Raw genomic sequence first — 14,618 nt, forward strand, 5'->3', positions numbered from 1 at the left:
CCCAGCTTCTTGCACCGCAACGCGAATGCGTATCATTATCGGAAGGTTGACATCACGGCCGGACCACACCGGTTCCGCAGGACTTTTGGGGCAGCCGATGGGCATCATGAACGATCATTCCTCCGTACCCTTGGACCGGCCCGAATCCCGGCGGGTAAGCGACAAGCTGACGCGCGGGCGCATGATCGTCGCCCTTGATGCCCTGCTTTCGAAACGGAACGTCACGCTGGCGGCCAAGCATCTGGAGATGCAGACCTCGGCGCTCAGCCGCCTGCTCGGACAGATGCGGGAGGAGTTCGGCGATCCCCTGTTCGTTCGCTCCGGCAGCGGCCTTGTCCCCACACCCTTCGCCGAGGCGCTGCGGCCGAAGGTGCAGGCGCTGGCGGCAGCCATCGATGACCTGTTCGAGCCGACGGTCGTCAGCCCGCCGGCCGAGGCGCCCTTCGATCCGGGCTGGAACGTTCCGTCCGGCATACCCGTTCCGCCGCTTGTCACCCGGCCGGCCAACCTACTGGACGGACAGCCTTCCCCGGCGGAGGTGATCACCAACCTTGAGCGGGTCGGGCAGAGCAATTGCCCGCATGACCGGCTGGCCCGGCATATCGGCGTGCTCGGAATCGCCGGTGGCGGCCATGGCCGTCCGCTGACCGCCGAGGAAGCGGAAGAGGCGATGGGCATCGTCCTGGCCGGAGAGGCGGACCCGGTCCAGACCGGCGCTCTGTTCGGCATGATGCGCGTGCGTGGGGCGACGGCACCGGAGCTTGCGGGCTTTGTGCGGGCGATGCAGACGCATGTCGCGGGCCGGCTGGGCCGGACGATTCACGCCGATGTGGATTGGCCCTGCTTCACCTCGCCCAACTACCACAACCCACCCTGGTTCTTTCATGCCGCCCGGCTGATCGCGCAGGCCGGGCACCGCGTCCTGCTGCACGGCAACACCGGAAGCGGTGCGGCTTCCGGCCGGTACGAGGTGGTCGCCGCCGCGCTCGGCATTCCCGTCTGCTCGACCACGGACGACATCGACACCGCCTTGGCGACGGAACGGATCGCCTATGTGCCGCTGACCGCGCTCGCACCGCAGATCCACCGGCTGATCGGCCTGCACCGGGTGACCCAGTTCCGCAACGCGGCGCTGGAGGCGGTCCACCTGTTGAGGCCGGCCGGCGGCCGGACCAGTCTGCTTGGGGTGACCAAGCCATCCCACCGCGAACTCCACCGCGACACCGCGCGCCTCCTGGGCTGGTCCCACATAGCCGTTCTGGGCAGCGTGCGCGACGTCGCCCAGTACACGCCTTTCCGCCCGGCCACCATCCACCGCCTGATCGATGGCGAGCCGAGCGACCTCGCCCTTCCCGCCCGCATCGGCGAACCGCCCGCCACCCCGCGCCCGCGCGGCACCAATCTGGACTATTGGCAGGGGGTATGGACCGGTGCGATGCGCGATGCCCGGGCCACACGGATTATTGTCGGCACGGCGGCCTTCGCCCTGTTCTCGCTGCCCGGCAACGCTGGCATCGGTTTCGACGAAGCGATGGCCCAGGCCGAGGAACTGTGGAAGCACCGGCGGCCCCGCTGAACCCTAGCAAATGAGAATAATTCTTATTAACGCGATCTTTCGGCAACACAGCCGGGGTCGGCACAGCGACGCACGCTCCTGGCACAGCTGGTAATCTCGCGGCCAGCGCTCTTAACAAGCTGATTCCAAAAAGAAAATTGTAACGCCTTACGGGCTCGGCCGATGCCGGACGCCAAGTGGGGCGCCACGCGCCGTTTGCGAAAAGAAGCATGGCTCCACTCGCCCCGGTCATCGCTCGATATTGCAATTTAGAATGATTCTGAATTACAGGCCTTGTCGCGATGAGCTATCCCATTGGTAGAAGGCGCCTCAGTGATCGTCCAAATCCATCGGCGCATTTCGGGAGAGCTTGATGCGACACACCACGTCCCCCAACGGACTGAGACCCCTTCTGGCCGGCGCGGCCGCCACGGCCAGCCTGGCCATGACCTTCGCCCTGCCGGCGACGGCCGATGCGCAGACGGCCGGCACGGGAACGGGCGCTCCGGGGACCGGTCCGACTCCGCAGAGCTCGTCCGGGGACGCCCTCCAGCTCGATTCGATCAAGGTCGACGCCGCCGCGCCGCAGGCCACCGGCAACGTCAACGCCGCGCCCACCGGCGTGTCCCGCCTGCCCGAGACCGTCAAGGACACCCCGCGCGTCGTCAACGTCGTCCCGCAGGAAATCATCGAGCAGCAGCGCGCCACCTCGCTGGAACAGACGCTGCGCAATGTGCCCGGCATCACCATCTCGACCGGTGAGGGCAACGGCGGCCAGAACGGCGACCAGTTCCGCATCCGCGGCCTGACCGCCCGCGGCGACATCTACACCGACGGCCTGAAGGATTTCGGCGTCTACACCCACGACACCTTCAACACCGAAACGGTTCAGGTCTTCAAGGGCCCGTCGGGCAACGGTTTCGGCGTCGGCAACTCCGGCGGCGTCATCAACCAGGGCACCAAGAAGGCCTCGCTGAACCCCAAGGCGCAGGTGGACCTGTCGTTCGGCAGCGGCCCGACCTACCGTGCCACGGTGGACGTCAACCAGCCACTCAGCGACACCGCGGCCCTGCGGGTGAACGGCCTCTACCACGACCAGGAGATTGCCGACCGCGACGAGGCGGAAGCCGACCGCCGTGGCATCGCCGCCGACCTGGGCCTGGGCCTGGGCACGCCGACCACCTGGCACCTGAACTACGCCTTCCTGAAGGGCAACAAGAAGCCCGACATGGGCCAGCCGATGGTGCAGGGCCGCGACGGCATCTTCCGCCCGGCGGGGGAATACGGCCTGGACCGCTCGACCTCCTACATCCGCAACCTGGACCGCGACGACACGAAAAACCACATCCTCACCTCGACCCTGGCGCATGAGGTGAACAAGAACCTGTCGCTCTACAACGACAGCCGCTTCAGCCATTACGAGCGCAACTTCGCCGCCACCAACCCGGCGGGCCTCACCGGCGCCGCCGCCAACCAGTTCCTGGCCGGCGGCAACCCGGTGATCAGCTACGGCGCCGGCGGCGGCATGGCCTACAAGCAGCAGGGCTGGGGCGTGCAGAACGTCGCCGGCGCCAAGGTCAACGGCGAGCTGTTCGGCCTGCGCCACTCGCTGAACGGCGGCCTCGACGTCAGCTACCAGCGCGACAACCGCGAATCCGGCAGCTGGGTCAACCGCACCAACACCCAGACCATCCGCACGCCGACCCACAGCTACGCTCCCAACGCGGCCATCCGCTATCCGGCAACCGGCGGCCGCGAGGCCAGCGTGGCCAACACCGGCCTGTTCGTGACCGACCGCATGTGGCTGTTCGACCAGCTGTCGGTCCAGGGCGGCCTGCGCTGGGACTATTTCCGCACCAGCTTCAGCGCGGCCGACCCGTCGATCGCCGGCGGCACGGCGACCGACCGCACCTGGAGCCCGTCGGTCAGCCTGATCTATGAGCCGACCACGGACTCGTCGGTCTACGCCTCCTACTCGCGTTCCTACAAGCCGGTCGGCACCGACATCGCCGCGGCGGTCACCAACGGCACGGCGGAGACGCCGAACGGTGCCCGCAGCTTCGATCCGGAACAGACCGACCTCTACGAGATCGGCGGCAAGGCCGATTTCCTGAATGGCCGCCTGGGCGTCAGCGGCGCGATCTTCCAAGCGGAAAAGAGCAACACCTACACGGTGGACCCCGCCACCGGCACCGTCACGGACGGCTTCTCCGAAGCCGGCCTCGGCATCCGCGTCCGCGGCTTCGAGGCCAGCGTCAGCGGCAAGCTGACGGAAGGCTGGAGCGTCTACACCAACTACGCCTACCTCAGCGGCAAGGTGACGGATTCCCGCGGCAACCCGGGCGTGGTCGGCAATGAGGCGCCGAACGTGCCGACGCACAACGCCAGCCTGTGGACGACCTACGAGTTCGACGCCGGCACCCCCGGCAAGTTCACGGTCGGTGGCGGCATGCACGTCGCGTCGGAATACTGGTCGGACAGCGCCAACACCGCCCGCGTCCCCGTGACCTTCTCGGCGGATGCGCTGGTGTCCTACGAATACCGCAACGTCTTCGTGGCGCTGAACGGCTACAACCTGACCGACCACCGCAACTACAGCTCGGCGTTCAACGCCGTTCGCGCGGTCCCCTCTTCCGGGCGGACCTTCATGCTGACGACGGGCCTGACCTTCTGATACCGAAGGCGTTTGATGGCTTCCATCAAACGCCTTCGGTTGGAACCCGACAGCACTTTGCGCAGCAAAGTGCGAGAGGGGCATACGGCCGGCCGAACATGAACCATTCATGCGCCGGCCGTATGATCGTCGGGTTCCGATTTGCGGGCCGCCCACCATGGGCGGCCCGGTTCTTTGTACGAGGAAACGCGCCGTGCTCCTGCAGATCCCTGATATTCTCACCGCCGACGAGGTCGCGCAGTGCCGGGCGGTGCTGGAAGCCTCGCCCTGGGTGGACGGGCGCGTCACCGCAGGCGATCAGGCGGCCGGGACCAAGCACAACCTGCAAATTCCGGAGGAAAGCGATACCGCTCGGGAACTTGGCGTCGTCATCCTCCGCGCGCTGGCCCGCAGCCCGGCCTTCAATTCGGCCGTCCTGCCGTTGCGGGTTCTGCCGCCCATGTTCAACCGGTACGACCGGTCGATGACCTACGGCTATCACGTCGACAACAGCATCCGCGCCATCCCCGGCACCGGCGGCATGCGCATGCGGACCGACGTTTCGACCACCATCTTCCTCAGCGACCCTGACGATTACGACGGCGGCGAACTGGTGGTGGAGGACACCTACGGCACCCGCACGGTCAAGCTGCCGGCCGGGCACGCCGTGGTCTATCCGTCCAGCAGCCTGCATCAGGTCAGCCCGGTGACGCGCGGCTCCCGCTGGGCGTCCTTCTTCTTCACCCAGTCGATGGTCCGGGACGATTGGCAGCGCGCCATGCTCTACGACCTCGACATGGCGATCATCGATCTGCGGCAGAAACTGGGCGACAGCCATCACGCCGTGCTGTCGCTGGTCAGCCACTACCACAACCTGCTGCGCCGCTGGGCGGAGGTGTGATGGCGGCCGGCGCGCAAGCCTCCTCTCCGGGCCTGAGCATCACCGACACCCAGCTGGCGCTCGGCCAGTCCTGCCTCGACCGCGACGAGGGGGAGCAGGCCGTCGCCTGGTTCCGCAGCGCCGCGCGCAGCGGCGACGCCCGCGCCATCAACATGCTGGGGCGCTGCCACGAACACGGTTGGGGCGTCCCTGCCGACCCCCGCCAAGCGGCCGCCCACTACCGCAAGGCCGCCGACCTCGGCGACGCCTGGGCGCTGTTCAATCTGGCCGACCTGCATTGCCGTGGCGTCGGCGTTCCCCCCGACGATGAGGCCGCCTACTGCCTCTACGCCGCCTCCGCATCCAAGGGCAACGTGAAAGCGCTGAACATGCTGGGGCTGTTCCATGAGAGCGGGCGCGCCGTGCCGGTGGATGACGCCGGCGCGCGCGCCTTCTTCAAGGCGGCGGCCGAGGGCGGCGACTGCTGGGGCCGCTTCAACTTCGCCCGCACGCTGCTGCTCGACGGCCGGCGCGACGAGGCGCTGCGCTGGTTCCGGCTCGCGCTCGACAGCGGTTTTCCGGACTTCTTCCACAGTATGGCCGCCGCCTTGGCGCCGCATCCCGACCCGCAACTCCAGGCCCTGGCCCGCCAAGCCTCGGCGCTGGCCGAACCGGCGCCCCGGCAGGAAGACCGTCCATGAACGTTCCGCCCGACACCGTGTCGCTGTTCGACTACGAGCGCCACTTCAACGACCGCGCCGATCCGGCCATCCGCGCCTATATCGCCGGGGCCGGGGCTGACGGGATCACCCAGCGGGCCAACCGCGAGGCCTTCGACCGCCTGCGCCTGATGCCGCGCGTGCTGCGGGATTTGTCCCAGGCCACCGCCCGGTCGGAGCTGTTCGGGGAGGTGCTGGATTACCCGATCATCCTGGCGCCCATGGCCTACCACAGGCTGGTCCATCCCGACGGCGAGCTGGCCACGGTGGAGGCCGCCGGCCTGACCCGAAGCTGGATGACCGTCAGCACCCAGGCCAGCGTCCGCCTGGACGAGATCGCCGCGCGGGCGGCCGCGCCGCTGTGGTTCCAGCTCTACACCCGGCCGAGCCGGGAGGACACGCTGACCCTGGTGCGGCGGGCGGAGGATGCCGGCTGCAAGGCGCTGGTCCTGACGGTCGATGCGCCGGTGAACGGCATGCGCAACATGGAACAGCGCGCCGGCTTCCGCCTGCCCGCCGACATCGCCCCGGTCAACCTCGCCGGTCTCGCGCCCGACATATTCGTCCCGGCGCGGCCGGGCAGCCCGGTCTTCCAGGGCATGCTCCACCGCGCCCCCACCTGGGAGACGGTGGGCTGGCTCTGCGGGCAGACGCCGCTGCCCATCCTGCTCAAGGGCATCCTCAATCCCGACGACGTCGAGCCCGCCATCGCGGCCGGCGCCGGGGGCATCATCGTCTCCAATCATGGCGGCCGGACGCTCGACACGCTGCCCGCGACCATCGACGCCTTGCCGGCGGTGGCCGCGAAGGCTGCCCGCCGCTTGCCGGTGCTGATGGACGGCGGTATCCGCCGGGGCACCGACATCCTGAAGGCCATCGCACTCGGCGCCGACGCCGTTCTGGTGGGCCAGCCGGTGCTGCATGCGCTGGCCGTCGGCGGCCTCGCCGGCGTCGCTCACATGCTGACCCTTCTGCAGACCGAACTGGAGGTCGCCATGGCGCTCACCGGGCGGGCGCGTCTTTCCGACATCGACCGCTCGGTGATTGCAACGAAACCGGAATAACGGGGCATCGTCCCGGCGACTTTGGGCCCGGTTCCCTTCCGCCCGGCCATCGTGGGCTGGACGGTGCCCGTGCAACTCCTGCCGGACAATCGAGGCCTGTCGGTCATATCGCCTGGGCGGCTTTCCGTTCGATGGCCGCAGCGGATGGCCGAAAGGACTGGCGAACGCTCTTGTTCGCCAGCCCTTTTCCGAAAAGTTTTCCGGTCCGTCGCTCGGTTACGACGCCGGCATTTCCCCGGTGACCCAGTAATGCACCCGCTCCTTGTTGTTGGCGATGTACGTGTCGATCGCCTTCTCATAGGAGCTGCCGTCGGCCTCCAGCATGATGGTCTCCAGATCCTCAAGCGGCAGGTACATGCGGGTCAGGAACTCGGCAACGGCCGGATGATCTTGGTAGAAGTTCTTGCGGGCCATGACATGGACGCGCTCCAGCCCGCCCAACGAGCCTTTCGGATCCTCCAGATAGCGCAGCTTCCATTTGGAGAACATCCAATGCGGGCTCCAGGCGGTGACGACGATCCAATCGTCGCGCTTCACCGCGCGCCCAAGCGCCGCCGTCATGGCCGCGCCGCTGGACGAAACCAAGTCGTAGTCCTTCAGCCCGTAATCCTTCAGCGCCTTTTCCGACGCCTGCATCAGGCCGGCGCCGGGGTCGATGCCCTGGATGCGGCCGTTCAGCTTCTTACGCACTTCCGGCTTCGCCAAGTCCGCGATGGTCTTGACCTGATCTTGCGGAACATGGTCAGGAACGGCCCATCCCAGACGCGCGCGCGTGTAGAGCATGCCAAGCGGCACGATCTTATCGCCGACCTTTTCCAGGTAGGAACCGTGCGTCGTCGGCAGCCAGGACATCATCATGAAATCCAGGTCGCCGTTGGCGAGGCCCTGATACTGCAGCCCGATGTCGGCCAGCACCAGTTCGACCGGTTGGTCAAGCTGATCCTCGATGAGGCGCTTGGCGAGTGTGGTGACCGCCTCCGCATCGGACCAGGCGGTCCAGCCGATGCGGATCGGCTTCTTGTCCTCGGCGGCGAAGCCGGGGGACGCCAGCACGGTGGAACCGACGAACGCGGCGACGCCAAGCGCCAGCATTTTCAAAAAGGCGCGTCTCATTGCGTTTTTCCCTTTCCTTTTGTGTGTGTCGGCGGCGGGGTTCAGCCCGTTTCCGCAGCGCGTTCCGTCCGGGTGGGCGTCGCGACCGCCTGCGCCGTCCTGATGCCGCGGCGGCTCAGCACGGTCTTCCAAGACATGCGGGCGGGCTGGCCCGTGGGATTGCGGGTCCCGAAACTCTGCGTGATGCGGTCGAGAAGGATGGCGAGGATGACCACCGCCAACCCGCCTTCGAACCCAAGGGCGATGTCGAGCCGCTGGATGCCGCGCAGTACCTCGTTGCCCACGCCACCGGCCCCGATCATCGAGGCGATCACCACCATCGACAGCGACAGCATGATCGTCTGGTTGATACCCGCCATGATCGACGGCAGCGCTGTCGGCATCTGCACCTTGAACAGCAGTTGCCGGGGCGTGCAGCCAAAGGCCAAGCCTGCTTCCACCAGCGGATGCGGCACCTGGCGGATGCCCAGGCTGGTCAGGCGCACCGCTGGGGGCATGCAGAAGATGATGGTGGCGATGACGCCGGGCACGCGGCCCAAGCCGAACAGCATCGCCGCCGGGATCAGGTAGACGAAGGCGGGCATGGTCTGCATCAGGTCCAGGGCCGGGCGAACCACCGCGTCCACCCGGTCGTTGCGCGCCGCCCAGATGCCGAGCGGGATGCCGAGCGCGAGGGCGAGCGTGGTCGCCGTCAGCACCAGCGCCAGCGTGTCGATCGTCTGCTCCCACATGCCAAGGCCCGCGATGACCAGCAGGGACAGGGCCGCGAACATGGCGAAACGCCAGCCGTTGCGCCACAGGCCGATCAGCACGACGAGACCGGCGAACAGCAGAGCCGGCAGCGACGTCAGGGCCAATTGCGCGCCGTCCGCGACGGTCCCGACCACGAGGTCGATGGCATCGAACAGCCACTGCGCGTGGTCCATCAGGAACTGCACGGCGGCTTCGGCCCAAGCGCCGAAGGGAAGCTTGAAATCCATCGTCAACGCGTCCGTCCAAGGGTTTCCAGATAGGCGGTCTTGGAGATCGCCCCAACGTAGGTGCCCTGCGCGTCCACCACCGGTAGCGGGCACGGGCTGGAGGCGATGCGGAGCAGCACGTCCTCCATGGGCAGGTCGACCGGCACCGGCGCGATGTCTGGCAGCAGGGCCTCGTCCAGGGTGGCCGATCCGTTGCCGCGCTCGATGGCGCCCAGCAAGGTTTCCACCGACACCACGCCGTGGAAGCGGCGGCGTCCGTCCTGGACGTAAGCGAACTCCCGGTCGCGCTCGCGCAACTGCCGCACGGCGGCGCGCGGCCCTTCGCCGGTGTGGCGGATCAGGGTCACCTGGTCGCGTCGGGCGATGTCGCCCGCGGTCAGCACTTTGGTGACGTCGATGTTGCGGAAGAAGGACCGGACGTAGTCGTTGGCCGGATTCTTCAGGATTTCGTCGGGGCGGCCAACCTGCACAACGCGTCCGCCCTCCATGATCGCCAAGCGGTCGCCAATGCGGATCGCCTCGTCCAGGTCGTGGCTGATGAACACGATGGTGCGCTGCCGGTCCGCCTGGAGGCGCAGCAACTCGTCCTGCATCTCGGCGCGGATCAGCGGGTCGAGCGCCGAAAAGGCTTCATCCATCAGCAGCACCGATGGCTCGTTGGCGAGCGCGCGGGCCAGCCCGACACGCTGCTGCATGCCGCCGGACAACTCCTGCGGCCAGCTTTCGGCATAGGCGCCGAGCCCGACCGCCTCCAGCGCCGCCTGTGCCTTGTCACGCCGGCGGGGCAGGCTCTCGCCGGCAATGTCCAGCCCGAAGGCGGCGTTTTCCCACACCCGCAGGTGCGGCATGAGCGCGAAGGACTGGAACACCATGCCGAGGTCGCGCCGTCGAAGCTCGATCAGATCGGCTCGCGACAGTTTGGTGATGTCCTGGCCATCGATGAGGATTTCCCCGGCCGTTGGGTCGATCAGCCGGTTGAGCATGCGGACGAGCGTCGATTTTCCGGATCCGGACAGACCCATGACGACGAAAATCTCGCCGCTCTCGACCTCCAGGCTGGCGTCGTGAACGCCAATCGTCTGGCCGGTCCGCGCGAAGATCTCCTCCTTGGAATGGCCCGCTTTCAGCATGTCGAGCGCCATTCGGGGGTGACGCCCGAAAATCTTGGTCACGCCTTTCACGGCGATTTTTGCGGTCATGCGCTGATCCCTTCGGGTTTGGCAAGGCGGGGGCGGCTCCGGACTCCCGGAGGAAGCCGGTCCAGAGTTGCAGCCTTCGTTGGAAGCAGGGGCGCACCGGGGTGGAAAGGCGCACGAGGATAAAAATCCGCACTCCGAAGGTGCGAATGTCCTTGGGGCGTCCATCTCCCATCAACAACGGGAGAGACCAATCCAAGCAGGCAGGCACAACATACGTGACCGCCGACAGTAATGAAGGCTATAAGTAAAAGATAATAGTCGTTACGTCATGCTCTTCATGCATCCACCTTGCCATTGTTCTGGTGGCGCACGCGTTTGTGCGCGGATGGATGCGCGCCGATGGCGCGCTCAGGAGGGCGTGATCTGCCCGACGTTGATTGGACGGTAACAAAATTTGAGTGAGATTTGAAGCCTTTTTATACCACGAAAGAGCGGGCGGTTGGTCCCGCCCGAGATTGGCAACCAATTTGCCGGACTATATTCATATTTTGGTCACGTCGTCCTGCGATCTCGGCTCATGCCGGGGGTCGAGCGGAACGGCCACGGGGGTGGTTTGCGGGACCGGTTGGAAGGAGCCCTGCTCGTCGGCCGGGACGGGCGGACGGACCTGCGTGCGCCACAACCCGAACAGCCCGGCGGCCAGCCCGCAGCCGACGATGAAGACGAACAGCCCGGCCGGCCCGATCGCTTCCATCGTCGCCGAGGCAAGCATCGGACCGACCGTCGCTCCGACGGAGAAGGCGAGGATCAAGCCCCCACTCGCCGCCACCAGCTCGGACCTGTCGACATGGTCGTTGGTGTGCGCCAGACACAGCGGGTAGAGCGTGAAGGACAGGCCACCGAACAGGACCGCCACAAGCAGCAGCCCCAACTGTCCGCCCAGGCCGGCCACGCCGATCATCCCAGCACTCACCGCCGCCAGTCCGAGGGACAGGCCGATGATGACGGCGCGTCGGTCGAAACGGTCGGACAGCCGCCCCAGAGGCCATTGCAGCAGCATGCCCCCGGAGATCAGCACGGTCATGAACAGCGCGGTCCCTGACACCCCGAAGCCGGACGCCGTGCCGAACACCGGCGCCAAGCCGTAGATCGAGCCGATGACCATGCCGCTGACGAAGACGCCGGCAACCCCCAGCGGCGATGCCCGGTAGAGGCGGGCGAAGCTGAAGGACACGATGTCAGGCAGGGCGGGAGGGCTCGTGCGGGTCAACGCCACCGGCACCAGGGCCAGTGACAGCAGGATCGAGATCAGCATAAAGGCGATGGAACGCTCCGGGTCCTGCAGATTTAAAAGCTGCTGCCCGAGAGCGGTGGCACCGTATAGGGTGACCATGTAGAGCGACAGGAGCCGCCCGCGCGTTTCGTTGGTCGCGACGTCGTTCAGCCAGCTCTCGATGCACATGTAGAGACTGGCCATGCAGAACCCCTCCGTGATGCGCAACAGCGCCCAGAAGGTTGGATCGACGCTGAGCGCGTGCGCCAGGGACGCCGCCGACAGCACGGAAGCGGCGGCCGCGAAGGCGCGGATGTGTCCGACGCGGATGATGACCGTGTAGGCGAACAGCGATCCCGCGGTCAGACCGGCGAAATAGGCCGCTCCGACGATCCCGATGGCCAGCGACCCGAAGCCGGCGGCGTCCAGGCGCACGCTGACCAGTGTGCCGAGCCCGCCGTTGCCGAGCATGAGCAGGGCAACGCCGACGAGCAGCGAGCGGACGGTGCGGGTGGTGTTCGGCATGAAACCTCCGGAATGGGTGAAGGGTGCGGCGCACGTCGATGGAGCGCGGGACAGCTCCGGAGATGCCGGCGCGGGCGACGGTCCTCCACGGTGCGCATGTGGTCCCGGCGTTGCAACACTCTCGCCATCGCATCGTTGACCTGTGAGGCATCGCGCTGCCCCGCGCGCCGAGCCGGCAGCCCGACTCCGGAGACGCACATGCACGGGATCAACAAAACAGTTTCCTTCACCGCCGGCGGGCTGATTCTTCTTTTCGTCGTTCTGGCGTCCGCGTTCACCGAGCCGTTCGGCGCTCGCGTGTCGGCCCTGCAAGGGGCCATCGTGGGCAATTTCGGCTGGTTCTATGTGCTCACCGTCGCCGGCTTCCTGCTGTTCGTTCTGTGGCTCTTCATCAGCCCCTATGGAGCGGTCAAGCTCGGCAAGGATGACGACGAGCCGGAGTTCAGTTACGCGACGTGGTTCGCCATGCTGTTCAGCGCCGGCATGGGCATCGGCCTGCTGTTCTACGGGGTCGCCGAACCGATCCTGCACTTCTCCAACCCGCGCGTCGGGCAGGCCGGGACCCCGGACGCGGCGCGCGAGGCGATGAACCTGGCGTTCCTGCATTGGGGCATGCACGCCTGGGGCATCTACATCGTCGTCGGGCTCGCCCTCGGCTACTTCGCCTACCGGCATGATCTGCCACTGACCATCCGGTCGGCGCTGTACCCACTGCTCGGCGACCGGATCCGCGGATGGCCCGGCCACATCGTCGATATCGTGGCGATCTTCGGCACGCTGTTCGGCATCGCCACCTCGCTGGGGATCGGCGTCATGCAGATCAACGCGGGGCTTGATTATCTTGGCCTGCTCAGTGTCGGAACCGTGCAGCAGATGGTGCTCATCGCCGTGATCACGGCGGTTGCCACCGTCTCGGCGGTCAGCGGCGTGGGTCGGGGCATCCGCCGGCTGAGCGAGCTCAACATGCTGGCCGGCGTGCTGCTGCTGGCCTTCGTCTTCCTGCTCGGCCCCTCGGTGTTCCTGCTGTCCACCCTGGTCGAGAGCATCGGCCGCTATCTGTGGACCCTGCCGTACACCAGCTTCCGGACGCTGCCTTATGCTGGAGCGGAGTGGCAGGCGAGCTGGACGATGTTCTACTGGGGCTGGTGGATCTCGTGGGCACCGTTCGTCGGCATGTTCATCGCCCGCGTGTCGCGCGGCCGCACCATCCGGGAATTCATCGGGGGCGTGCTGTTCGCGCCGGTGGCGCTGACCTTCGTCTGGTTCATCGTGTTCGGCGAAACGGCGATCCACATGGAGATGTTCGAGGGCGGCGGCATGGCGGCCGCGGTGTCCGACAGCGTGCCCACCGCGCTGTTCGTCATGCTCGACCGCTTGCCGCTGAGCGTGGTCACCTCGGCCATCGCCACGCTGATGGTCATCACCTTCTTCATCACCTCCGCCGATTCCGGCGCCCTGGTCATCGACATCATCGGTTCCGGCGGCAACCCGGACCCGCCGATCCTGACGCGCATCTTCTGGGCCGTGCTGTCCGGGGTCGTCGCCGCCCTCCTTCTGTTGGTCGGCGGCCTGAAGGCCTTGCAGACCGCGGCGATCGCCACGGCGCTGCCCTTCGCGGTCGTGATGGTGCTGATGTGCGTGAGCCTCGTCGTCAGCCTGCGTGACGAGCGGGGCGTGGCGCAGGACCGGCGCGTGAGCCGCGAAGCCGTCGCCGCGGACGGTGCGCCGCCGACGGAGCCCGCCGGGGACGGCGACTGGCGGCAACGGCTCGCCACCATGGTCGGCCGCAAGGCGCCGCTCCAGGCGACCACTCCGCCCGGTGCCGCCAGTGCCCGGCGGGAGGTCGCCCGCTTCATCGTCGACACGGTGCAGCCGGCGTTCCGCGACATCGCCATGGAACTGGAGCGGCACGGCCGGCATGTGGAGATCGAAACAGGCGCGTTCAGCGCCGGCATCGCGGTGCTGCGCGACGGCGAGGAGGAATTCACCTACAGCGTCCGGGCAAGGGCCTACCATCCCTGGACCTTCGCCTTTCCCGAGATGCAGGACCGCGACGAAGCGTGGCAGCGGCGCGTGGAGGTGATCCTGCGGGGCGGCCTGCACAAGCAGTTGCCGCCGGAGCGCACCAGCCGCGAGGCGATCACGCAGGACTTCGTGTACGAATACGGCAAGTGGATGGGCTGGTGATGGAACGACACACGGCGCCGGTCGAACTCCGCCACGAGCATTTCCGGCAGATCTATTTGAGCGAACGCTCGCGTCGGGAATCGATCCGCAGCAGCATCGGGACGCCGGTCGCGGCGATTTCCTTTTCCGTGTTCGCGCTCGGCAATCTGGCGTCGCGTTTCGACGCGAGCCGCTTGGCCGAGCCCACGTCGCTCGCCATCGCCGTGGCGGCCTGCGCCAGCGTCGTCGCGCTGCTCGGCGCGGTCTATCAGGTCGTCATGGTGGAATGGCTGTTCGTCCACCACGAGCCGCCCCGGCTCGCCAGCTTGGTCGAGGCGGAACGGCGGATGCGGGCCGAGTGTGGCGAGGAGGGCGTGGCGTTGGGCATGGTGGAGCTGATGACCGCCAGCTATTCCATCGCCTTCGAGCAGTATCTGTGGGGCAATACGGTCAGCGCCCGCAGCCGGACCTGGGCGCTGAGACTCGTTCTGCTGTCTCTGATGTTTCTGGCGTTCGGTTTCCTGTTGCTGCCGTTTCAGCAGGTGGGGTGA

At 67.1% G+C, this 14,618-nt stretch carries 11 protein-coding genes; 7 read left to right on the top strand and 4 right to left on the bottom strand.

The features are described from left to right. Nucleotides 1-106 precede the first annotated feature (106 nt). From J2852_RS23345 to J2852_RS23365, 5 genes are all read left to right on the top strand, one after another. Nucleotides 107-1,576: a glycosyl transferase family protein gene (locus J2852_RS23345; protein ID WP_246499931.1), complete on the top strand. Its 1,470-nt coding sequence runs from the start codon at nt 107-109 to the stop codon at nt 1,574-1,576. A gap of 352 nt (nt 1,577-1,928) precedes the next feature. Beyond that, nucleotides 1,929-4,229, top strand: coding sequence for a TonB-dependent receptor (locus J2852_RS23350; RefSeq protein ID WP_209880382.1), 2,301 nt, complete (start codon nt 1,929-1,931; stop codon nt 4,227-4,229). A 193-nt stretch (nt 4,230-4,422) separates the two neighbouring features. Continuing rightward, the gene (locus J2852_RS23355; protein WP_209880384.1) at nt 4,423-5,109 is read left to right on the top strand and encodes a Fe2+-dependent dioxygenase; all 687 of its coding nucleotides are present in this window, start codon (nt 4,423-4,425) and stop codon (nt 5,107-5,109) included. After that, nucleotides 5,109-5,789 carry a tetratricopeptide repeat protein gene (locus tag J2852_RS23360; protein ID WP_209880386.1) on the top strand — a complete coding sequence of 227 codons (681 nt, stop codon included), beginning with the start codon at nt 5,109-5,111 and terminating at the stop codon, nt 5,787-5,789. Before J2852_RS23355 ends, J2852_RS23360 begins: the two co-directional genes overlap by 1 nt. Beyond that, on the top strand, nt 5,786-6,871 hold the full coding sequence (locus J2852_RS23365) for an alpha-hydroxy acid oxidase (protein ID WP_209880388.1): 1,086 nt from the start codon (nt 5,786-5,788) through the stop codon (nt 6,869-6,871). The genes J2852_RS23360 and J2852_RS23365 overlap by 4 nt, the downstream gene beginning before the upstream one ends. Nucleotides 6,872-7,087: 216 nt before the next feature. Here J2852_RS23365 and J2852_RS23370 read toward each other — a convergent pair whose 3' ends face one another. The 4 genes from J2852_RS23370 to J2852_RS23385 all read right to left on the bottom strand — a co-directional run bounded on the left by J2852_RS23370 (nt 7,088) and on the right by J2852_RS23385 (nt 11,901). Then, nucleotides 7,088-7,984 (bottom strand): glycine betaine ABC transporter substrate-binding protein, encoded by an 897-nt coding sequence (locus tag J2852_RS23370; protein WP_246499932.1) that lies wholly within the window; start codon nt 7,982-7,984, stop codon nt 7,088-7,090. A 41-nt stretch (nt 7,985-8,025) separates the two neighbouring features. Next, nucleotides 8,026-8,964: an ABC transporter permease gene (locus tag J2852_RS23375; RefSeq protein WP_209880390.1), complete on the bottom strand. Its 939-nt coding sequence runs from the start codon at nt 8,962-8,964 to the stop codon at nt 8,026-8,028. Between the two features lie 2 nt (nt 8,965-8,966). Beyond that, nucleotides 8,967-10,163 (bottom strand): glycine betaine/L-proline ABC transporter ATP-binding protein ProV, encoded by a 1,197-nt coding sequence (gene proV, locus J2852_RS23380; protein WP_209880392.1) that lies wholly within the window; start codon nt 10,161-10,163, stop codon nt 8,967-8,969. A gap of 481 nt (nt 10,164-10,644) precedes the next feature. Further along, on the bottom strand, nt 10,645-11,901 hold the full coding sequence (locus J2852_RS23385) for an MFS transporter (RefSeq protein WP_209880394.1): 1,257 nt from the start codon (nt 11,899-11,901) through the stop codon (nt 10,645-10,647). Between the two features lie 198 nt (nt 11,902-12,099). Between J2852_RS23385 and J2852_RS23390 the strand changes: the two genes are divergently transcribed. Both J2852_RS23390 and J2852_RS23395 read left to right on the top strand, forming a co-directional pair. Further along, the gene (locus tag J2852_RS23390) at nt 12,100-14,088 is read left to right on the top strand and encodes a BCCT family transporter (RefSeq protein ID WP_209880396.1); all 1,989 of its coding nucleotides are present in this window, start codon (nt 12,100-12,102) and stop codon (nt 14,086-14,088) included. Next, nucleotides 14,088-14,618 (top strand): hypothetical protein, encoded by a 531-nt coding sequence (locus J2852_RS23395; protein WP_209880398.1) that lies wholly within the window; start codon nt 14,088-14,090, stop codon nt 14,616-14,618. The genes J2852_RS23390 and J2852_RS23395 overlap by 1 nt, the downstream gene beginning before the upstream one ends.

The organism is Azospirillum soli (assembly GCF_017876165.1).
Classification (GTDB): Bacteria; Pseudomonadota; Alphaproteobacteria; order Azospirillales; family Azospirillaceae; genus Azospirillum; species Azospirillum soli.